Annotated in this window: 19 protein-coding genes and 5 pseudogenes; 12 read left to right on the forward strand and 12 right to left on the reverse strand. The window is 56.9% G+C overall.

What is annotated here, in order from left to right:
* Positions 1 to 3: 3 nt before the first annotated feature.
* Entirely contained in the window at positions 4 to 963 is a 960-nt protein-coding gene (locus ASC90_RS13265) for a formylglycine-generating enzyme family protein (RefSeq protein ID WP_056541012.1), read from the reverse strand.
* A 442-nt stretch (positions 964 to 1,405) separates the two neighbouring features.
* Between ASC90_RS13265 and ASC90_RS13270 the strand changes: the two are divergent.
* Positions 1,406 to 1,659, forward strand: a pseudogene (locus ASC90_RS13270) (hypothetical protein); the annotation flags it as partial.
* On the opposite strand, the gene ASC90_RS13275 reads toward ASC90_RS13270, so the two are convergent.
* Both ASC90_RS13275 and ASC90_RS13280 read right to left on the reverse strand, forming a co-directional pair.
* Complete coding sequence (locus ASC90_RS13275) at positions 1,624 to 2,415, reverse strand: hypothetical protein (protein WP_056540957.1); 792 nt, start codon at positions 2,413 to 2,415, stop codon at positions 1,624 to 1,626. The pseudogene ASC90_RS13270 and the gene ASC90_RS13275 sit on opposite strands and share 36 nt — an antisense overlap.
* 103 nt (positions 2,416 to 2,518) lie before the next feature.
* The gene (locus ASC90_RS13280) at positions 2,519 to 3,466 is read right to left on the reverse strand and encodes an HAD family hydrolase (protein ID WP_244480384.1); all 948 of its coding nucleotides are present in this window, start codon (positions 3,464 to 3,466) and stop codon (positions 2,519 to 2,521) included.
* 361 nt (positions 3,467 to 3,827) lie between these two features.
* On the opposite strand from ASC90_RS13280, the gene ASC90_RS13285 reads away from it, so the two are divergent.
* The 3 genes from ASC90_RS13285 (at position 3,828) to ASC90_RS13295 (ending at position 6,982) form a co-directional block, all read left to right on the forward strand.
* The gene (locus ASC90_RS13285; protein WP_056540964.1) at positions 3,828 to 5,720 is read left to right on the forward strand and encodes a sensor histidine kinase; all 1,893 of its coding nucleotides are present in this window, start codon (positions 3,828 to 3,830) and stop codon (positions 5,718 to 5,720) included.
* Complete coding sequence (locus ASC90_RS13290; protein ID WP_056540967.1) at positions 5,717 to 6,343, forward strand: response regulator; 627 nt, start codon at positions 5,717 to 5,719, stop codon at positions 6,341 to 6,343. The genes ASC90_RS13285 and ASC90_RS13290 overlap by 4 nt, the downstream gene beginning before the upstream one ends.
* Before the next feature lie 264 nt (positions 6,344 to 6,607).
* A complete protein-coding gene (locus tag ASC90_RS13295; RefSeq protein WP_056541015.1) occupies positions 6,608 to 6,982 on the forward strand; it encodes a response regulator in 375 nt (124 codons plus the stop codon).
* Between the two features lie 363 nt (positions 6,983 to 7,345).
* On the opposite strand, the gene ASC90_RS13300 is transcribed toward ASC90_RS13295, so the two are convergent.
* Complete coding sequence (locus ASC90_RS13300) at positions 7,346 to 9,013, reverse strand: arylsulfatase (protein ID WP_056540970.1); 1,668 nt, start codon at positions 9,011 to 9,013, stop codon at positions 7,346 to 7,348.
* Between the two features lie 1,249 nt (positions 9,014 to 10,262).
* On the opposite strand from ASC90_RS13300, the gene ASC90_RS29360 reads away from it, so the two are divergent.
* Both ASC90_RS29360 and ASC90_RS13305 read left to right on the forward strand, forming a co-directional pair.
* Positions 10,263 to 10,427, forward strand: a complete 165-nt coding sequence (locus tag ASC90_RS29360; protein WP_200950897.1) for a hypothetical protein — start codon at positions 10,263 to 10,265, stop codon at positions 10,425 to 10,427.
* A gap of 93 nt (positions 10,428 to 10,520) precedes the next feature.
* Positions 10,521 to 10,736, forward strand: a complete 216-nt coding sequence (locus tag ASC90_RS13305) for a CBS domain-containing protein (protein ID WP_056540973.1) — start codon at positions 10,521 to 10,523, stop codon at positions 10,734 to 10,736.
* A 405-nt stretch (positions 10,737 to 11,141) separates the two neighbouring features.
* On the opposite strand, the gene ASC90_RS13310 is transcribed toward ASC90_RS13305, so the two are convergent.
* The gene (locus ASC90_RS13310) at positions 11,142 to 11,348 is read right to left on the reverse strand and encodes a CsbD family protein (RefSeq protein ID WP_056540975.1); all 207 of its coding nucleotides are present in this window, start codon (positions 11,346 to 11,348) and stop codon (positions 11,142 to 11,144) included.
* Positions 11,349 to 11,476: 128 nt separating this feature from the next.
* Between ASC90_RS13310 and ASC90_RS13315 the strand changes: the two genes are divergently transcribed.
* Together ASC90_RS13315 and ASC90_RS28120 are read left to right on the forward strand one after the other, a co-directional pair.
* Positions 11,477 to 11,767, forward strand: coding sequence for a hypothetical protein (locus tag ASC90_RS13315; protein WP_056540978.1), 291 nt, complete (start codon positions 11,477 to 11,479; stop codon positions 11,765 to 11,767).
* A 258-nt stretch (positions 11,768 to 12,025) separates the two neighbouring features.
* Positions 12,026 to 12,241 (forward strand): DUF982 domain-containing protein, encoded by a 216-nt coding sequence (locus ASC90_RS28120; protein WP_156392920.1) that lies wholly within the window; start codon positions 12,026 to 12,028, stop codon positions 12,239 to 12,241.
* Between the two features lie 717 nt (positions 12,242 to 12,958).
* Here ASC90_RS28120 and ASC90_RS13320 read toward each other — a convergent pair.
* The 5 genes and pseudogenes from ASC90_RS13320 to ASC90_RS13335 form a co-directional block, all read right to left on the reverse strand.
* Positions 12,959 to 13,312: a hypothetical protein gene (locus tag ASC90_RS13320; protein WP_056540981.1), complete on the reverse strand. Its 354-nt coding sequence runs from the start codon at positions 13,310 to 13,312 to the stop codon at positions 12,959 to 12,961.
* A 231-nt stretch (positions 13,313 to 13,543) separates the two neighbouring features.
* A complete protein-coding gene (locus tag ASC90_RS13325; protein WP_056540982.1) occupies positions 13,544 to 14,077 on the reverse strand; it encodes an NUDIX hydrolase in 534 nt (177 codons plus the stop codon).
* A gap of 1,327 nt (positions 14,078 to 15,404) precedes the next feature.
* A pseudogene (locus ASC90_RS29925) lies at positions 15,405 to 15,586 on the reverse strand (hypothetical protein).
* A pseudogene (locus ASC90_RS13330) lies at positions 15,587 to 15,778 on the reverse strand (hypothetical protein); the annotation flags it as partial.
* Between the two features lie 860 nt (positions 15,779 to 16,638).
* On the reverse strand, positions 16,639 to 17,025 hold the full coding sequence (locus ASC90_RS13335) for a VOC family protein (protein WP_056540990.1): 387 nt from the start codon (positions 17,023 to 17,025) through the stop codon (positions 16,639 to 16,641).
* Between the two features lie 625 nt (positions 17,026 to 17,650).
* Between ASC90_RS13335 and ASC90_RS13345 the strand changes: the two genes are divergently transcribed.
* The 4 genes and pseudogenes from ASC90_RS13345 to ASC90_RS28130 form a co-directional block, all read left to right on the forward strand.
* A complete protein-coding gene (locus ASC90_RS13345; protein WP_056540995.1) occupies positions 17,651 to 17,992 on the forward strand; it encodes a hypothetical protein in 342 nt (113 codons plus the stop codon).
* Positions 17,979 to 18,161, forward strand: a complete 183-nt coding sequence (locus ASC90_RS13350) for a hypothetical protein (RefSeq protein ID WP_056540998.1) — start codon at positions 17,979 to 17,981, stop codon at positions 18,159 to 18,161. Before ASC90_RS13345 ends, ASC90_RS13350 begins: the two co-directional genes overlap by 14 nt.
* Before the next feature lie 612 nt (positions 18,162 to 18,773).
* Positions 18,774 to 19,001, forward strand: coding sequence for a hypothetical protein (locus ASC90_RS13355; RefSeq protein ID WP_056541000.1), 228 nt, complete (start codon positions 18,774 to 18,776; stop codon positions 18,999 to 19,001).
* A 797-nt stretch (positions 19,002 to 19,798) separates the two neighbouring features.
* Positions 19,799 to 20,098 (forward strand): annotated as a pseudogene (locus tag ASC90_RS28130) (NADH:flavin oxidoreductase); the annotation flags it as partial.
* Positions 20,099 to 20,227: 129 nt separating this feature from the next.
* On the opposite strand, the gene ASC90_RS13360 reads toward ASC90_RS28130, so the two are convergent.
* Together ASC90_RS13360 and ASC90_RS29930 are read right to left on the reverse strand one after the other, a co-directional pair.
* Positions 20,228 to 20,416: a hypothetical protein gene (locus tag ASC90_RS13360; protein WP_056541003.1), complete on the reverse strand. Its 189-nt coding sequence runs from the start codon at positions 20,414 to 20,416 to the stop codon at positions 20,228 to 20,230.
* Positions 20,417 to 20,799: 383 nt separating this feature from the next.
* Positions 20,800 to 21,152 (reverse strand): annotated as a pseudogene (locus ASC90_RS29930) (hypothetical protein); the annotation flags it as partial.
* Between the last annotated feature and the right edge of the window lie 110 nt (positions 21,153 to 21,262).

The following is a 21,262-nucleotide window of genomic DNA, read 5'->3' on the forward strand; positions in this document are numbered from 1 at the left end:
CAGCTATGATATCCTCTTTACGCATCGAAACCCGACATGGCTGGTTGAAGTATCCTCTGGTTCGGCATGACGCGCACTTGGGCGGTAACGCCTGCAGTAGTTGGGTGCACACAAATGCGAACCGCCTTTAAGGACCCGCCGCGCGATACGAATATCGGGCTGACGAGGATCGTAGCTCGCATCCACGTCGCCGTTGCGAGGGTTCTCAGGTAGACAACAGGACCTCGCCGAAGGCAACGAATGCCGCGCCGACCAATAGTCGGACGTCCACTCCCAGACGTTGCCTATCATGTCATAGAGCCCATAGCCGTTGGGCGGAAATGTTCTTACCGGCGACGTCCGATCCTGGCCGGAACGCTTGGTGGTCTGCGTTGGGAAGACGCCTTGCCATGTGTTTGCCATTGCTATCCCACCCGGCATCAGTTCATTGCCCCATGCAAACTCTGCGTCGTCCAGACCGCCGCGAGCCGCGAGCTCCCATTCCGCCTCCGTCGGGAGATCCAAGCCTGCCCAATCCGTAAAGGCCTTTGCATCGCAATAGGCGACGTGGACGACCGGGTGGTCCAACTTGCCGCGTAGATCACTGAGACCACCGAACGGGCGACGCCAGTTCGCGCCGAACTTGAGCGTCCACCATTGCGAAATGTCCGGCCCGTTCACCCGCTTCGGTTGGTGAAAGACGAGCGACCCCGGCCTAAGCATTTCCGGCAGCGCGCCTGGATATTGGCGCAGGTCAGGCACCGTCTCGGCAAATGTCACATATTTCGTCGCGTCCACGAACTCTTTGAACCGGCGGTTCGTGATTGGGACCTCATCAATCCAGAAGCCATCGACATAAACGGGGTGAGCCGGCGCTTCTTCAGGATAGTGTCTGTTCGATCCCATCAGGTAAGTTCGGCCGGGAATCCACACCATACCGTTGGGTTGCCGCCCCAAACTTGTCTCTTCGATTGCTAAGGTCATGGTTTCCTCGACGGTTTGGAGCTTGACCAAGCATCCGGACTAACGTCCGCCATTCACCAATGGGCAAAGGACGTCGTTGCTGTTGCGGAGCCTCGATCGTAATTGCAAAGGGTTTTACTCTTCGGCGTAACCCCTCACAATCGATGTGCTATGCGCTCTCGCCAGCTAGCCGCTCATAACCGTGTCTCTTGAGGGATCGTCGCTGGCAGTCACACACACCCACTTTGTCACGTGGCGGAGCGAACTGATATTGCCCTTTGGGGAATCTCGGCACCTCCCCAGAGGGCAATAGACAGAGGACGGATTTTCCGGCCACAACGACAAGGCCTTGCGGCGTCGAACAATCCGCAATCACTGCGCCGCAGGAAAGGTTTTCAATAGCAGATCGGATTACGCCATGATGCAAAAGAAGCTTGTGCTAGTCGCCGTAGTGACTTTCGGCATGATGCACGCCGCAGCCAGCTACGCAGACACGATCAGTTACGCCGACGCTATGACTGCGCTTGCCAAGGAGTGCGGCGCGGACATCAAGAAGCACTGCCAGGGCGTCAATCTAGGCGGTGAGCGCATTCAAGCCCGCCTTGAAGAGAAGGCCGCCGAGGTCGGCTCGCCGATGGCGAGGAACTGTCACGCCGCTGGCGGCGTGACAGTGTCGGCAGATCAATAGCATGGCGGGAAGGGATAGTAGCCGCATTGCTGGTTGTTGTAGTAGGAGTTGTAGTAGTAGGGACGGGCTGCCGCGGCGCCAATCGCAGCGCCGGCCAACACGCCCGTGGCGACGGGCGCGCCTCGATACCAGGCACCGTGGTAGACAGGGGCATGCCAGTAGCCGCCTCCCACACGATTGATGTCTGTGTCGCCGACATGCACGTCGTTTCCGCGGAAACCGCCGTGGAAATCGCCACCTCCGAAGCTGCGTCCGCCGAAGCTGCCGCCGCCAAATCCTCCTCCGCCCCCGAAATGGTCGATGAAGAGAGCGGCTGGCCCGGACGCGCCACTAAGGTTTCCCTCCAGAACAGTGATGTCAAATGTCAGCATCGTGCCGTCGAGCTTCGGCGTCCTCAATGTCACGACAGCGTCACTGACATCGGATCCGTCGCCCCCGAGCACTGAGATGGTAGCGTTCGGAGGATCGACGGCGAAGTTGTCCTTGCCGTCGTCCCATTGCATGATGAACTGTTCGGTCATCACATGTCCGGCAGCTCGTACCGGGCGGTCGGCAAAGACGATCGAATTGGCAGAGACGCCGGTCAAAATGAGCTTTCCGTTTTCGATTTTGGCACTAGCGGAGTTGAGCACGGCCAATGACGGCACCGGCCCTGTCGGCGTGACCACGCCAATAGATTTCTCAAGCGGTACGTGCGGCTTTTTCGGAGCGTCTTGCGAAAAAGCCGCGGAGGTCAAAGCAATACCTCCGGCACAGATTAGTGTGGTGAACAGGTCGACTTTCATGGCATTTTCCTCCCGATTGAACGGACAGGACGCCCGTTACTTTTGGCGCGAAGGTGGAGTCCGACGTCACAGACATGTGGCGCGACTCCTCTGGCGCACGGTCCTAATTTTTGAAGATCTGCTTCCAATCGGCTTTCATGTCGATAACGGTCCAGCCGGCGATCGGGGCCGCGTCGAGCGCCTTGTCGAGGCGGCCGAATTCGGTCTTGCGGTCGTACGCGTATTCGCGGTCTGCGTCGGTGTGATGCACGAGTATCCCTAGCCGTGCGGGCGCGCCTACCATGGTGGTCCATTGCAGCATTTCGAGATCCCCGTCGGAATTGCCGAACGCTGCAATCGGGCGGCGGCCGATCTGTTGATTGATCCCGACCGGCTTGCCTGCCTTGTCATCGATGAAGTTGAGTTCCGGCAGGCGATACAGGGTCGGTGTGTCGTCCTGCATCTTAAACTCAGTCTTGATAGAGGAGCCGACGACCTGCTCCGGCGGGACGCCGTAGGCCTTCTCAGTCCATGGCCGCATGAATTCAACGCCGCCACCCGACACGATAAACGTCTTGAAGCCGTTGCCGCGCAGGTAGGATAGCAGCTCGACCATCGGCTGATACACCAGTTCGGTGTACGGCCGCTTGAACCTGGGATCGCGTGCCGTCGAAAGCCAGTCGGTCACGATCTTCTGGAACTCGCCAGTCGTCATTCCCGCGTGCGTCACCATGATGAGTTCCAGAAGGCCTTTCTCACCTGATCCGGCGAGTGTCTTCATGTCGCCTTCGAGCACCGCCTTGAACGGCTGTACGTTTTTCCATTCCGGATGCTGCGGAGCTAGCGCCTTGACGCGGTCCAAGGCAAAAGCGAGCTGGGTGTACATGGGATGTTCGACCCACAGCGTACCGTCATTGTCGAAGACGGCGATGCGCTCCGGTTCCCGAACGAAGTCGGGCGAACCCTGCTTGGTCACCTTCTCGACAAACGAGACGATGGCTGCCTTTGGCGCGGTATCACTCCAAGAGGGCAGAGGGTCGCTCTGTGCCCATGCCACTGTTGGTGTAGCCATGGTAGTGGACAGGCCGATCGCCAAGGTGCCATGGCGTGTCCATTTGAGCAAATCGCGGCGCGTGACCTGCATAGCGAAATCTCCCCCCAAGAGTTGATCGGGCTCGGGTCGCAAAGAGATCCAAATTCCGTCAGATTAGCTTCGGTTCGATCGGATGGCGCACGCTATCCAAATCCGACCTCGGTCTATGATTGATCGACGGCTACCTCTCCACCCGTATTCGATCTTATCGGATGCCGAACCATACCGATATTGCCCTTTGGGGAATCCGTTATATCGCCGCCCAATCAACGGTAGAGTAAATTGCGGATGACACTGCACCGCCGGGCTGTTATCGTCCCGGGGCTTTTGGGGAAAGCCAATGGGCTCAGGCAACGGGTCAGGTCGAGTGAAGTACGCTGGCCGATGGTTGGTTGCGTTTTTGTGGCTTGTATCGACCTGCTTCGCTGCAGCTACCCGCATATCATCTGCGAATCCCGATCAGGCTCCACGCGTTCTCATTCTTTACCCGTACGATGAGAGGATCGCGGCAACGACTGTTGCGGGAGAGGCGCTTCGCAACCGCTTGCTTGAAGTAACAAACGGCAAGATTGACCTGTTCTCGGAGTTCCTGGATCTTTCCCGGTTTCCAGAAGCCGATCATGCCGCACGCATGGAACGGTACCTAGACCAGAAGTATTCTGCTCGGCGCCCGGATGTGGTGGTGGCACTTGGAGAAGAATCCGCGCGCTTTATAGCCAAGACAAGGGCCTCGATCGCCCCAACCGCGAAACTTGTCGCAGCCGGTTTCGGCAATTCCCCTGCAAGGAATATCGACCTGCCGGATGATGTGATCGGCGCGTTTACGACGTTCGATATTTTAAAGACCGCCGAGCTTGCGCGTGCGCTTCAGCCCAGTGCCCGCCACCTCTTTATCATAGGTGGATCGTCGGACTTCGACCGGCGATGGTTGGCGACGGCGCGCGCCGACCTCAACGCGTTTTCCAGGTCATATGAAACGACCTATCTGGAAAATTTGACGATCGAGGAACTGATCGAACGAGCATCTCATGTCCCGCCCGACAGCATCATTCTGGCGTTGACGGTCTTTAAGGATGGAGCAGGACGGAATTTCATTCCTCGCGAAGCGGTCAGGCAGATTGCGGCAAAGGCCAGCGCGCCGGTCTATGGACCTTACCAGACCTACATCGACTACGGTGTGGTGGGGGGAAATACCGTGACCTTCGACAGCCTGGGCCGAACGGTCGGAGATCTCGTCGCCGATGTCATAGCGGGCCGGCCGGTCTCGGATATTCGGGCACCCCAGACAAACATCGTCGATGCCCGAGTGCTCAGGCATTGGGGGCTGTCGGAGAAGAATCTGCCTCCTGGAACCATTGAGATTCACAAGGAGAAAACGTTCTGGGAGGAGCATTGGCTGGCAGCGACCGGGGCGCTTGGCATCGTTGCTATGCAGGCTGGAGCTATCGCGGTCCTGCTCCTAGAGCGACGGCGTCGCAAAGAGGCAGAGAGCCGCTCGCTTCTTCACCTGATGGAAGCGGTTCACCTCAACCAGTCGGCAACGGCGGGCGCCTTATCCTCCTCTATCGCTCACGAACTCAACCAGCCCCTTTCGGCCATTCGTAACAACGCCGATGCCGCTTCCGAACTGCTCCGAAGCGAGAAGCCAGATCTGCAATTGATGCAGCAGATCCTCCAAGACATCCAGGAAGACGACCAGCGCGCCGGCGACATCATCGCCCGGATGCGGGGGTTGCTCAAGAAGAGGAGCGAGATCGAATGGCAGGAGTTCGATCTCAACGATGTCATGACGAGTGCCATCTGTATCATCCACGGTGAGGCCGAACGCCGCGGGATAGTGCTGAAGGTAACAGAGCCGGCTGGCGAGCTGCCGGTGCGCGCCGACAAGGTTCACGTGCAGCAGGTTGTCCTCAACCTTGCGACCAATGCGATGGACTCCATATTGGATGCCGACTCCTCCACAAGAGTACTGACGTTCGAGACGTCGCTGTCCAACGAGAGAGCCGCACTTTGTGTCGCTGATACTGGCAACGGTATTCCAGAGGAGCGGCTGTCCCGTGTCTTTGAACCTTTCTACACGACAAAGCAGGCGGGGACTGGTTTGGGTCTTTCCATAGCGCGCGCAATTGTCGAAACCTATGGCGGCACGATCGCCGCCTACAACAGGCCGGAAGGCGGGGCCATCTTTCGCATGGTTCTGCCTCTTTTCCGACGGGGGGAGCATGGCAGATGAAACAGGTTGTCCATATCGTCGATGACGACAGATCCTACAGAAATGCAACGGCAAGATTGCTTACCGCATATGGCCTGAAGGTCGAGGCCTATGAATCCGGCGATCACTTCCTGACGTGTCTTCCTAGCGGTGAACCAGGGTGTGTCCTTCTTGACCTGCAGATGCCGGGTCGGTCCGGCCTGCAGGTGCAGCGCGAGCTACGTGAGCGGGCGCCGCTTTTGCCAATCGTGTTTCTTACGGGAGAAGGGGACATAAAGGCCAGCGTCGAAGCGATGAAGGCAGGCGCAGAGGATTTTTTGGAAAAACGCAGCACGGCAGCGGTGCTGGTTGCGACGATCGAGCGAGCACTGTCACTTTGCGAACGTCGGCGGGCAGAGCATGAGCGTATTCAGGAGCGGCGGACTTTGCTGGCCAGCCTGAGCGTGCGCGAAGCTGAAGTTCTTGCGCTAGTCATCCGCGGCAAGCTTAATAAGCAGATGGCCTACGCGCTGGGCATATCGGAGCGCACCGTCAAGGTGCACCGCCACCGCGTCTTGGAAAAACTCGGTGTGAAGTCCGTTGCCGAAGTCATTGCTATGGCAGCCAGCGCCGGTCCCTTCGAGCGACAAGTCGACAGAGCCTGAACGTCCCGGGTTGATCATACGCAGTATCTCCGCAACGAGATGTCGTCATATGCTTGGGTACGGCTACCGTGAATGTACATCACTTGGTGGAGCAATTCGGTACGCGATCGCTCGCCGTCGTCCCTTAGTGTCTGGCTCTGCGAGGAAAATCAGTCGACTCGCTGACACAGCGACTTCCCTTTAGGGCAATATCAAGCAGACACCAACGCGCCTAAAGTGAGGATAATCGCGTATCTCTCATGTAGTTCACAAGTGGGGCTTGAGATGGGAAAGCTGCGCCACACGGTCGCCGTTGTTGACGATGACGCAAGCATACGGCGCAGCGTCGGAAGGCTGCTAAATGCCTATCGCTTTGCTGCGGTGGAATACGCGTCAGCCGAAGCCTTTCTCGCTCAGTATGAGCGCACCGATGCTGCCTGTCTTGTGCTGGATATCGACTTGGGCGGTGGTATCTCCGGCATAGAGCTGCAGCGTCGGCTGAAAGAATCGGGCTCCAACATACCGGTCATCTTCATCACAGCGCTTGAAGATCGACGTTTGCAAGCGGAGGCTGTGCGGGCGGGCTGCATCGCTTACTTGCAAAAGCCGTTTGCGGGATCCGATCTTATCGGCGCGATCAGTAAGGCGTTGGGATTGTAAGCTCAATGGAGACCCTCGGGAGGGTCTGTCATCCACAACATCCACAGCGTAAAACGGGCGTCCTTTGCAATCTGACCGACCCGCATAGTTGCGCTGTGGTTGTTGACCTCAATGAGGCAGCCGGTGATAAAGATGCAATGGCCAAACCCAACATTAGCGATAAGGCGAAAGTTTCGCTGAGCGGCGACTTGGCGGCCTTCGCCCGCCTATCGTTCCCGGACGCAATGGATTCGCTTTGCATGCCTATCACCGTTGCCCTGCACCTCGGAGCGCCATCTAAGAATTCAATGGTGAAGACCAGCATTTCGAAGTCCGTCGAAACCGTGACGACAGCGGCCCGAAATTACCGGCCGCTGATCAGGTTCAGTTGCCGGTCGGTAGCGGGATCGAAACGCCTTCCTTCGCAAGCGCGTCTCGTACCCACTGGAATCGTTGATAGCTTGAAATCGTGATCGGACCCGTGTAGCCCATTCCCTGCATCTTTCGCGGAGGATATTGGACATAAGTCGCCATGATTTTCTTTAACTCCTCGTCCATGACAACTCCCATCCAAGTCCGCTCTGTAAAGTTGTTCATGAAAATGTCGTAGCGTTCCTGCGGGTCCTGCCATAGATCGAACACCTGTGGCACTGTGGCGACATATTTCTCCGGCCCCTTCCAGCCGAGGTTTGTATCGACCGCCATGCTGCCAGTCTGAGCTCCGTCATCGCCCCGGAGGTTGAACACGAATTTGTAGTTGTTCACCCGTATTGCGCCGGGCGAAAGTTCATCTTCCGTAAAGTAGAACCAGGACTTGCGTTCCGATTTTCCAGTGCCAAGCAAAATGGGCGACATATCATAGCTGTCGAAGATTATGGGCTTGTCGTCGCGGTCCTTGTCAGGCAACGGCACCCCGCCGACCGCTGCAAATGTTGCCATAAGGTCAAGGCCACCGACGATATCGTGGCTCTTGGTTCGAGGTTTGACCTTACCTGGCCACACCGCGATGGCAGGCACTCGGTTGCCACCCTCCCGCACGGTCCCTTTGGTGCCACGAAACGGCGTGTATCCGGCATCCGGATAGACGTCCTGCCAGGCGCCGTTGTCCGTCGTGTAGAAAATCAGTGTGTTCCGATCCATACCAGTGTCGCGCAGCTTGTCGATGATCCGGCCGATGCGGGTGTCGAGTTCCACCATCGAATCCGCATACTTGCTCTTCGACAAAGACTTATGTTCGAATTCCGGTGCAGGCATATTTGGCTGATGCACCTTCATGAAGTTGACGTTAATGAAGAACGGCTCATCTGGCTTCTTCGCGGCTTCATCAAGAAAGCCAAGTGCGGCCTTCTCAATGTAGCTGTCAAAAAACGGAATGCCCACGACGCCTTCCTTGCCGTCGATGACGGGGGTGTCGACATACTGCCCGTTGATCTTGAAGTCTTCCGTCGCCGGTCCGCCTGCGTTTCCTGAGAGGGCGCCTTTCGTGACCTTCTGAAACATTTCGCGCAGTTTCGGATCCATATCCGGGAACCACGTCGGGTCGCCGTAGGTATAGGCATTGAGATGGTAGAGGCCCGCGTACTGCATTTCGTCATAGCCTTGGGCAGTCGGCAACGCATAGTCTGCCTCTCCGAGATGCCACTTCCCGGTGAAGTAAGTGCGGTACCCGCCGCGTTTCAACACGGACGCGAGCGTCCATTCCGCCGCCGGTAAGCCGCCACCTTGGCCTTGGAAAGCGACGGTGGTCATGCCACTGCGGTTTGGAATACGCCCGGTCTGCATTGCCGCGCGCCCCGGGGTACAACTTGGCTGGGCGTAGAACGAGAAAAAGGTCATCCCTTCCTCCGCCAGCTTGTCGATGTTCGGAGTCGGCATACCGCGGCCTTCGCCGCCACCGTAAGGTCCTAGATCACCATAGCCTGTGTCATCGGAAACGATAAACAGGATGTTAGGCTTTCGTTGGGAGTCCTGCGCTTGCGCAAGTGGCATTGCACACCAGAGCATGGTCGAAGACGCTAGTGCTCCGATGCAGCCACTAAGGATTTTGCTCATGTTCAGACCCTTCCGCTGGTTGTCTTTAAATGATGGCGAAAGCATTCCTTGGGCCGTCTGGACGCAACAACTCAAGCGTAGTTCGAGAGTCACGCTTTAGGCGGGCACGCGGCATGCCTCTGCTTGGCAATGCGTAATTCTAACGGATGGGATCACCCTTCGATATTGCCCTTGAGGGAATCCCCGGGTCCAGCGGCAATCAAAAGTGCCCGTCCGACAGGTGTTGCCCTTCCCAAAAAGCCGTTATTATGGCCCGGCTTGCGGTAGAGCAATGGCCTTAAACAAGAGGTCGAATGCAGTGCGCTGGCCTCTTGATGGTCGCGTTCAACTAGCCGACGCAAGGATTGAAAATCGATAGGCACACCGCACGCAGGCGCGGCACGAAACATCTCCTTGGTGTCAGGACGTTGATGTTTGAACTCGCTGGAGCAAGGGTCTGGCGAATGGAGCCTTGCCCTGGCAATCAAACGTTAAGTCCATCACCGCTTGCCCGCGGAAAAGGGGCGCACCGCAGTTGCTCGCAGGAAGAGGAAATTTCGTAGATGTAGCTGGTCGTGATGATCCGTAAATCGGATCCCTTGACAAGCTTGCCGGCAGCAGCGTGCTAGTTTCAGGGTCACTTTGGGACGGCCGCGCTCGTATTCCTGCTCGGGCAGACCGTTGCATCCACGGTTAGCTCCTCGAGCGCCGCTCGTTGGCGGATGATCACCGTGCCCTGACGGTCCGAATGAAACCTTTCCCTCAGTGTATGCAGGGACAGGTAAAACACGGAGAAAGCTCCAAAAAAACGAATACGTCGCACTGAGCGTCTAAATAGTTGGGAAGGCAACTCTATTCGCGTGTCGTAGGGTCATATCCCTTCAAGGAGGCGAAGCTGGTCCCGCATCGCGCACGCCAATCGCGGCTCAGCTCGCCAGGATGCCGACATTGGGGTGACCGGAAGTCCAGCCGTTCCGCGGGTCTGTAAGCGTCATATTCGGCTCGCCCGAACGCCCGGCTACCGATCATGGGGCTTTCGTCATTCCTACCACGCATGATAAGAGCTGGATGCCACTGCCTCCAACCTTGTTGTAGCCCGCGGCAGCAACTCCTATCGGCCCGAAGGCGCCGATCTCCCAATAACGGCATTGATCTGAAAGTCCTCGGCGGTCCGCTATCCGTGTGTTGAATTTCAGCTCGAAGGAACACTATGCCCTCGCCCGGGTTAGTGATCCGAGATCAATCCGATCTTCCACGGAGGAGTGAAATCATGGCATCGACAAGTGGATCGCAAGGCAGCAAAGCCGGTAGCAAATCGGGTGGCGCCAAGAGTGCGTCCTCGAAGGAAAGCTCAAGCTCGTCGTCAGGCAAGCAGGGTGGCTCGCATGAGCAGCACGTGAAGGCCGGCGAGCAAAGCCACAAGAACTCGAAGTAACAGAGCATTCGGAAGCCCGCTTAAGCGGGCTTTCCTGTTGCCACGGCGATGCATCGACAGCAAATCGAGAACGGACCTGATTGGAGATTTTGGATGAAAGTACGAGAATTCATATCCGCGCAGGTGGTCTCTGCCGTACCGACCGTTACCGTCGAAGATGTAGCGAGGATGATCTCTGAGATCGATAGCGGCGCCACCCCGGTCATCGAAGATGACCTCGTCACTGGATTGATCACCGACCGCGATATCGTCATACGCGTCATCGCCGGGAGACCCTGCGGCGGAAGACGGACGACGATCAGGCGATGATCTTCGAATACGCGACAATCTGTTCCGAGATTGAGGAAGAGATCATATCTCATATTATCAATGACCGCTGACCTGTTCCCGATCGATCCAAATAGGAAGCGCACACCATACTCGAATAATACGAGGCACCTCACCATGGCGAGAGAACATACTATTGGTTGTTGAAACACATCAGGAGGCAAGAGACGCTAAAACAGCAAGACTTCGAGAGCTGAGGCTAAATGTAAAAAGCGAGAAGTCCGAAGGTCTGGAGGTTGCGAGTTCAGGGGAGCATAAGAACAATTCCCGCACCAAATGCGGTCTCCCTCGCGAGGTTGTGGGGTTTAACGGACCATGTATGGAACTAGAAGGCCGCCTCCCACGTGGAGAGGCGGCCAGCCCCCGCCGGTTAAATCGAATCTTTCCTCAGCCCCAATTCTGATTGTTGTACCAATCGTCAACGTCGCGACGTGTGCGATCCCGTTCTAGTCCGTACCGTTCTTGGATCTTGCCTTCGAGTTGGTCACGTCTGCCTGCAATCTTGTCAAGATCATCATCGGTGAGTTCGCCCCACTGCTCCTTGATCTTGCCTTTCATTTGCTTCCAGTTGCCTTCAACACGATTCCAATCCATTTCGCTTTCCTCCTGTGATCTGCAGAGGACAACGGCTCTCACCCTTAAGAGTTCCGGCTTTTGGAGGAACCAATCGGTCGCGCGGTTGTTGAGCTATCGCTACAGAAACATCACGGAGGAGATTCCCAATGCGTACGAAATTTTTTGCAGCGTCACTTCTTGCTCTCGGCCTGGCTACTTCTGCCTTTGCAGAGTCGAACCCCGCGCCGGCTGGATCCACAATCGACAAAAACGCGAACACCGACGTTAAGAAGCCAATGGCAACCGATTCGACATCGACCGGCAGCACGATGGGCACAATGGACAAAACCAAGTGTGCAAATCCGGCGAGCAGCGCCGGCAATGGCAATCTGCAAACTCAGGGCGGCAAGAGCAACGCTACCCCGGAAGACGAAGCCTGCGCGTCTCACAATAATTGAGTCAGCCCAGCAGAGCTAGGACCGACGGGCCCCGCAAACAGAGCGGGGCTTTTTTCTGGCTTTGACACCATGTCCAGCGATTCCTGCTCAAAGGCCCGGTTGCTTCAAGCGGATGGAGCCTATGTCACCTTGACCTGAGCACATGGGAACTGCCTCAAGGCTAAGTGAAGCGCGATGAATCGGCATTGAAATGCCCCTGTGCTTTATTGCCTGCAAAAGGTGCGTCAAAGTTCACTCGGTGATGTGTACCATGGATGCATGGCAGTCCTGATTTACGACTGGCCGGTCACCGAAGGGCGGGCTTACTTTTGTGCGCTGGAAGTCTGCACTGCAGTCGACGACGGACAAAGGACACCCGACGAAGCACAAACTGCCTTCGTGGCCGCCGCTATGGCGGCTAAGCTCGAATTAGAGCTTCCATCAATCGGTGCGACAGAATTTGCTTCGGCAAATGATCGGTTTAACCGCCGCTAAGCGGGTCTATGGTTATCATTTGGGGCGCTGATGACCGGCACAGAACGTGCAGCCATCGCAACGTTGATCGCCTCTGAGAGTGCTACAGGAGACTGCTCTCCCCGAGCCGCGCATTCGACGGCAGCAGCCATCGCAATGCGACCCTCATTACTGTCAATTGAAACAGCATGATCCTGACACCAGCAAGTCACGACTGTCGTGACGGCTTCGACTTGATCTTCATTCAAATTGACAAGGCTGAGTAGAGACACGGTAGCTCCTCCCTCTTCGGCAGAAGCTCCCAAGCGATCCCCGCCGCCACAGATGCCGACAGAATGTAGATAGGGTGCCAATGCGCGAATAGAAGCAGTCCATCGCGATACGGCGGAGGGCTTTTGGCGAGCGGAACCAGGGAGAAGAACTGAGGTTGGTAGTGCAGACGGAATTGCGAGGCACTCCACTATGGCAAGAGAACCGACGCTGGGCATCAAGGGTACCGCAAGATTGGATCGTATCACCGAGGCGGCCCTGGAACTGATCGAAGCACACCAAAAGTCAAGAAACGCAAAAACAGCGAGACTCCGAGAATTGAGGCTGAAGAAGGACGCTGAGGATCTCGGTCGGACCTCAATGAAACCGAGGCGATGAGGTTATCCAGACACCGAAGGACGGCGGGGTGTTGCACGCCAGTCACAGAACGACTTTGGCAAATACCGTGGTTGCTATTCGCGCCGTTCGCTAGGGACGCGCAAACTCCGTGGCCTTATCGGCAGGAAGGCCATTTCGAGACCATCCACACTGAAATACAATTTGACTGAAGTCGCCGGTGCTATCCAGACGCCGATGTTCATGTCTGACCCAGAGGATGAGCAATTCTAGCCGGGTCAGGCAACGGGCTAGCAGGCTGCTGGGCGAGGAGTTCCAACCGTTGCCAGCGGGAACCCCGTTGTGCTCCCAACGACGGAACGACTGGATGACGCTGTCCTCCGTAGCAATGGCCTCCTCGACAATCCGCTTCTTGATGGCCGGGTCCTTAGCGGCGACGTCGAGTAGTTGACGGAACTGCGCGTACATTGCCTCTTCGCCGGGCATGAGGCTGCTTCCGCAGCAAGGCTATGCACCAACGGCTCTGGAAGCCTTGCGCCTGGGCGAAGAGTATTATAGCTCTTGGCCAACAATGGACTGAGGTAGAGAGGGAACAATAAGCTGCGGTCGCAGTTCGCTCGATAGCCGGTATGTCCCTGTCCGGTTCCTCAAACTGCCCCGCTCAGCCAGCGGGGCTTTTTTTACCTCGAGCGGACGCTCGCACTGGGGTCTGCACTCTCAAGCAACCTTTCGGCCGCCTCGACCTCCTTGAGGGGTGAACTGCACCAACAGGGACTTCAGTTCAACTTCTCTAACGCGACGGGAGGCTTCGTCCGGGCTTACCCATGCAAGGATACGCTCGCCGCGCTCCTTGAAGGCGACGACCTCCTTCTTGACTTCGATTTGGAAGATGTCGACGATGCAAGGCACCACATGGCCGTCCCCCAAAAGCTTCAGGTAGGTATATCTACCGACCGGCTTCTTCCTAGCCTTGCCTCGAACCCCCGCCTCTTCCCACGCTTCGATTTCTGCCGACTCGTAGGGAGCTTTGCCACCGACAGGCCATCCTTTCGGAACGATCCAGCGGCCGCTATCGCGCGAAGTAACGACCAGAATTTCGATTGAGGCTCCGTCATTCTTATAGCGGAAGCACAACGCAGCATACTGCTGGCGAAACTTGCCGGTGAAAAGGTTCTCTGGCCGCGCCGCGAGTTCCTGCAGGAGCGACTGGGGTTGGCCTGGGGTCTTTGCTGGTTTTTTCTTTGACGTCATGGCTTGCGTCAACTATGGCAGGCCGATCGGAAGATCAAGGCTAACCCGGCATGAACTATCGGGTTTCACGGACGTTCCCACCATATGAACGAACGGAGAAGCAGCCGTATCAGGTTCGCAGTAATAACCATGACATCACCAAGTACCGGACGGTGTGCCGTGACTCAGGAACGAAAGCCAGCGCTTTCGGGTGTCCCCCACCACTAAACCGTTATCCGGTCGACATCCGACCCGGTGTTCGCTAGGCTCCGCCATCCGCCGATGGCGGACCTAATTTCACGGGACAAAGAAGCCCGATGCAGGAGGGACCGGCACCGGGCTCGTTGTTCAAGCTGGCGATTTGAGGTTTTCGCCGGCCGAGCGGCAAAACGCAACGACGCCGCTCCAAACCAAACATTCAGTTTTAACGATTGTTCCCAAGGAAAAGCCGGTGAGCACCTTTCGTGCTGTGGGGCAATGCTAGTCATTTGCAACGTGGGGCGTTGCTTCCCATAACACCGGGTGCAGAGAAAGGTTCCTATCGCCAGCAGGAACTTTCAGGCCACCGGCTGAGTGCACCATGAAGTCCGAAAGCAAGAGCGGCGATCAAGAGCGCGACGTGGTGGGCTGGACCCGCGGACCACCCGCACACAGCGTCGGTGGCGGTGGCGTCGACTTTCGAACGCCTCCTTAGCCATCACGATCTCCTCTAAACCAAAGCCCGGCGCGCTTGGGGGCGGACGCCGGGCCGTTGGGGTGGACCGTTATGGGTTAAGGCGGCCCAGCAGCGTGTTCGCTGCGCTGTATAGTAGTGAAAACTCCGGCTGGGCGGGAAAGTTCCCGTCACTACTGCTGCGAGGGGGCAAGTGGGGAGGACTCGGGTTTGCGGCTTCCTATCCGATGGGGCATGCTATTGCGTAACGCATCCCGCCGATCAACGCGACATATTTTACGGTACGGTCTCAGATACAATTTCTCGGCAATCGGAGCCCTACGCCAAGATCCGTACCGGCAGCTCAATCTCAAGCCTGCCCCAAGATCGCCAAGTAGCAGGAAGCTGCATCGCCAGGTGGAACAACAAGTTCAATAACGCGTTTGGTTTCCGCAACTTGTCTTTCATCTTGGGAGCGAAATCATATGAACAACATTATTTGGCTCGTCGGCGCTATAGTCATCGTCCTCGCGATTCTCAGCTTTTTCGGCTTCCGTTGACGCAGCGGATGATCACGCCCACTGTGTGATGAGCTGCATCTTGGATCGTGGCGCGTCCCGGCGACATCACCGTACTCGTGGCACTCACCCAGGACGAGACACCGGCGATACTGCACCTGGCAGTTCCCGCAGGCACTTAGCGAGAAAGGTCCGTTTTTGCCTCATCGAAATTCACATCCAATCCTTTTTCGGCCTGTTGGTTCCAAGCGGGGTGCGGTCGCCAGTGACATTTTGGGACCCGGTGATCACCGTAGGCTTTGAACTTGCTACTCCCGTGCTTTCCCTATCGCCGCGTGATTGCGCGAACTCCCTTCGCATCTTCTTTCGTTTTGCGTCCGAAGGCCGGCGCAGTTCGGGGTCTTGGTTATTTTCTCCCATGGCATCTCGATCGATATCCGGGTCATCCTTTGCCGGAAGGTAACCGCGTGGTCGGTTTTCTTTTGGGCCTTCCCAGCGTGGCGATTGATCAGTCGTGCCAGGCGCGCCATCCTTAGGTGACTTCATTCCCATGATTTGATCTCCTTTTCTGGGGATCAAAGCCTTATGGGGACGAAAGGTTCCTCTGTGAAGCGAGCTTATGCCGCATCGAAAAAGGCGCCCGAAGGCGGCCTTATTGCGCAAATCACCAATTCTTGCACTCAAGTTGGCCGATAGTGCCCAGCAGATTCTCCGCAATCCGCGCTGTCCTTTGCAGGCTCACTGGTGGCGGGCATACGCGAGATGCTTGGTGGCCTGCGCTATATCAGGTTCTGGAATCGCCGTCCCTCAAGGACGTATTCTTTCCCGAGTTCGCCCCCTGGCACTACGGTCGAGACTGACTACGCGCATAATCAAGACCATTGCGGTGCTCTGCGGATCAAACGTTGGTGCCCCTGACGAAATGTCGAAGGCGCCCGATCGCTTGGTCCCGTTCTCTCGGTGAAGCAGGCCATAAGGGCGCTCTATGGCGGTGGTACGACAAAGGGCCTCGTCGCAGAGGACGAGTACATGATTGCAATGGACCTTGAGCGCTGATCGAGGCAGGAGACCACACGACGCCGCAGTCCTTGATGTGAACCTCCAGGGAGAGAACGTGTTTCGTGCCGCTGAGGTTTTGAACCAGAAGGGCGTGCCGTTCATGTTTACCACCGAGTATGATCACTCGGTCTCCCACCGCGCTTCCAAAGCATTCTTCGATGCGGGAAGGCCATCAGCTCGAACGAGCTAAGTCCATGAGTCACATTTGTCTCCCCAGGGGCGGGTTCCTAGGGATTCGCCCGTCGCAGGTTCACATCCCTTCAAGGCGATAAGAAAGCGCTTTGTCGGCTATCGGCCCCAAACCGTACATCCATTATGGCCGCAAAAGCAGATAATTCCTCCCAATAAGCACATCATTCCCGAGGAACCGGCTGGAACAGCTCGACGACGTTCCCAGAAGGGTCGACCAATAGTATCTGCGCGCCTCCGGGTCCGGTGACAATTTCATTCCGGAAGCGTACGCCAGCCGTGCCCAATCGGGCTACCTCTGCAGCCAAATCATCAACGACTAGGTGAATGCGGTTCCAGCCGCCTGGAACTGGCTGCTCGCCGCCCGGCATTGGCCGTCCCGCTGAACTCGTCGGCCCGCTGAGCAGGAGCCGCAATGCTCCGCGCCTGACATCGGCAAAAGCGGGGGCGTGGTTCGATAGAATTGCGAAGCCAAGGTGCCCGGTATACCAGGCGATGGCTGCCTCCACGTCATTGACCATGTAGCGGACGTTGACTGTCGTCTCCGGCATCTGTCTTCCTCCGAGATCAAACGGCCCCGATCCACCCGAGTGTGATGCCGTTTCACGCGAAGGTGATTATAGCGCGTGACCTCCAATGACCGCAATTGGCGGGCGCTTTCCCGCCAACCCCGTTGATGCTGCTATCGGCCCAAAGCGCACTCATTGGTCCGCGACGATCTTTCCATCCGCGACTGAGAGGGAGGGACTTTGATCGTCACTGCCCGTGCGTCTTAAGAGTGACCATGCTGGCTGCCCCTCGGCATTAGAAGATGCGCATCGACTCCCTCGTTTACGAGGTCAGCTACCGCAGCCTGGCCCCGCTCCCGGTCTCGACTACCAATATAAACTTGCATGCCCTCCTTGCCGAGTTGGCGTCCCACCAACGGAACCAACCCCTCATGTTGACGCGGCAGTTGGCTAAGGATTCGGTCCGCAAAAGCCGGTCCCTTGATTGTCTACCCATGATCGTATTCACCGCGAACCTTGTGCTGGCCAGGATTGGGTCGCTAAGTCGATTGGGGGCACAGTTGCTTTGGCTCCCGAATAAGCGCAAGATCAATACTTCAGTGTGCCTTTTCAAGGGCGCCACTGCTTGAGGGCTTCATGCCCTGGCCCCGATCGAAAGGAGGACGACATGTCTTCCGGACCCTCCAAAAATCTGACTGCCGCCAATCTTGACCTTCTCAGGAAGGTGCTCACAGAAACCGGATATACCGGCGAGTTGCTGGCTGAGGGACCAACTGATGTCGCAGCCAAGTCGCTCATCCGCCTTTTCCAGAATGGTGTGCGGGATCCGGCAGTGCTTAAGACAGAACTTGAGCGGCGTTTCGGCCGGCCAGAAAAGAAGGTCTTCCTAACCAGCGGACTTCATCGGCTTGCCATTCGGGGCATCAGCACAACCGACCCGGAGTATCGTCACCCCGTAAACCGTCGAACGAAGAGCGCACTTGAGGAGGAGCCGAATGGCTTGGCGTAAAGACCTTACCCGCATGGACCTTTTTCTACTCGATTTGGGCAAACAGGACCAAACGACCATAAACGCAAAGGCCATCACACTTGGTGAAAAAGCTGAACGGGATGGCAAGAGCACCGCGTTGCGCGAGAAACGGCTGGGGATCAATCAACTGAATAGAAGAATCCACTGAAATCACAATGGGTCGATTTGGCGGTTGTGAGACTCAGGGGAGAACGCCTCGTGTCCTGCCGAGGTCCAGGTAATGACACGAAGCCCTGGTGGCTGGTCGAGATCATTTCTAGCATGCATAAGCCGCTACGCTCCTTAACCGGAGGGGAACGTCCAGCTCTGCATATAGGCGTCCCTTTTCTCAACGTGCGGAGTGGTCAGCACTGCGCGGACCCGCCTGAGTCAACTATCCGGGTTGGTGGGTGTCTCCTCCCGCGCTCTTGGGGTCGCTCCGATCCGCAAGCAACGTAACCGAGCCTCACGTTCCGGCCGAACGGGCGCTGGTTCAAGAATGAATTCACCTGAATGGTCGTCATGACCGCCGGACGAGGTTTGCTACGGTGGACGACCACCTCTGTGTTGGTCATGTCGCCGAGGCCCAAAAACCAACAATCACCATTGGTGCTCGATGCGAACTCTCTAAGATTTTGCAAGTCGATGCTCCTTCCTTGAAGGAAGCAACTAGCCGGATTGCGACGAAATACCTCGGTGTGTGAGTCACATCGCCGTGTCCGGGCTTGCCGTGGCTCGATGACTCTGCGCTACTGAAATATTGAAGTCACCGGAGGAACAAATGGCCTTTATTCAAGCTACTTGGGCTAAGACTGAGCTGCCCGTACACATTAACATCGATCACATTGTCGCCGTCAGTCAAGCAGACGACCACACAAAAATCTATCTTTCAACGACGTCTGAAGGCGGCAAGCCGGTTGGTGTGAAAGAGAAGGCCAACGATATAATGGAGTTGATCGACACGGCACAAGCCCTGGTGAAGCGGCGAGCCGCGCGTGCGGTCGCTTGAGCTTTTGCCTAATAGGCCTTTGCGGCAGATCCGATCGTAGCGATTGCCATGATGCACAATATCAAACTTGTTCGCCCGTCGGCAACCCGACTGCTGTTGTGGCTGAAGATCGCAACGCGGCACAACTCGCCGTCACGAAGATAGAACCAACGAGCGACGCATCTCCCACCCCTTCCCGGCGATCGATCGATGAGACAACACAGGAAGTCCCTGCGCGAGAAGAGTCGCGCAGACATTCTTGGTCGGAGTTGACGCATAACCACCTTGACCCAGCCAGCGCTCCGCCTGACGGGACCGTTGGCGCGGACCGGCGACATGAGCATCGGACTAATGGCGAACTCCCCACTGTCGGTTCTTTTGTCCAGCAGTTACAGATGTATTCGTAGGCGGGCTGTGTTCGGCCCAAGGAGCAGACTTCCTGAAACCAAAGTGGGCGCTCGGCCCGTCCTATGACGTGCAGAGTAGTTCAGTACACTGCGAATTCAGATGGTTATCCCGATATCATCTCGCAAGCGGTCAGCGTCGGTCGCAAATGACATGCAGGGAGGCTCGCCCGTGTGCTCGAGCGATTTCATCGTCAGCCGGACCTGATAGGCAAAACCGGCGTTTCCGACCCTAGAGATAGCGGTTTTGGGAGCTTGTCAGCGGCTGCTGAAAGCAGGACGACACTGACTTCGTCGACAACCCGCCTCAAGCCTATTTAGAAACGCCATTTCTAACCTCTGCAGATTGGCGGAATAATCAACAGCTGTTTGATTGCTAGATGTCTGTCCAGAACAGCCACAGTGCAAGAGAGACTGCATATCATGAACACTCCCCTCTTCGAACCGTTCACCTTTCCGAACGGATTGACCCTCCGGAATGTCATAATGGCGCTGATGACCACGTGGTGGTCGGCAAGCGATGATCAAACTGTCTCCGATGAGGAAATCAGCTACTACCGGCGCAGGGTTCGGGGTGTTGGCCTGGTGCTGACAGGCTGTACGCATGTTGCAGCCAACGGCATCGGTTTTACCGGCGAATTCGCATCCTACGACGACAAATTCACACCAAGTCTGCGCCGGCTGGCAGATGCCGCCAAAAGTGGCGGGGCACCACGCACGCCTCTCAACGATGCGCGTCAGGTGGGTCACTTATCCGGATGGCAGCTAACGCGGGCTGAAGAGATAAGCGGTTGGGCTCCGCCTCTGTCGTTCCTTTCCGATCACCGCAGCCTGGGGAATAGCTTAGACGTCGTTGATGTGGCCGACGTTGTCAGTAAGTTCGCGTTCCTTTGCTAACCGGACGTTGTCGGCCATGTCCGCATCCTGGTAGGGTCCAAGCGATCCAGTTTCGCCATCGTTGTTCCATTCGACCCAGTGGCCCCGCTCGTCCGAGCGTACGACAACGGAAAGCGCGCGGTTCTTGTTCGGCATAAAATTGTCTCCCTGCAGTGGCCCGAGCCGCCGGTCTCTACGATCACATCCACGGCTTCGGAACGTCGGCGGTGTTTACCGTCTGACCTTCGACAAAGCAAACTGATCAATCAACAGAATGCATACATGACGCAAATCTCAAGTGTGCCATCCGAACCCTACGCCTCCCTCGACCGCTGCGTCTACATGCGCAAGTCATCCCAATGCCGCAGTTGAGAACCGGCGCTTCGCTGCTTCATGAGCCTTCGGGAACTTTCTCCCGCCGCCCGGCGTCCCGCCCCCAAGCGCGCCGGGCTTTGGTTGAAGGAAGAGGAGACCTTGATGGCTAAGCAAGCGTTAAAAACAGAGTTCACGGGAACACCTGCCGACCAACCTTTCGAAAAGTCGCGAGCCGCGCGTTGCGGCTTTCTGGTTGAGGGTGCGGAGGCCGCCTTCCTGCCGGTCGCCGTCTTGTCCGGGCGAACAGTCGGTTTTGACGGTTGCGCGTCTTCGGCCAATGGTGCAGCACCGAGCCACCGGATGATCGCATCCAGGCCTGGCCGGAGTTGCTTCTTCAATTCTGCTGTTAGCTCAGCTTCGATACCGCAGGCCTGACGATCGTGGTCCAGTCGATACGACCATTCAGGATCGGAGGGGACTCTCGATAGATGATCAAGCTCGTTAGATAGGGCCGAATATTCTCCAGTACTCGCTTGGAGGCGGTCGGTGCGATGCGCCGTGTGCAGAATTCTGAGATTTTTCGCTGAAAAGTAACCGCCCGATTGGCACCGCCTGCCGCATAATGCCTTAATGGCCTAAGACACGTGTTTAACGACGTCGTTAGCGACGTGTCTTATGGGGGGATCG

This window comes from Rhizobium sp. Root1220 (assembly GCF_001426265.1).
Lineage (GTDB): Bacteria > Pseudomonadota > Alphaproteobacteria > Rhizobiales > Rhizobiaceae > Rhizobium.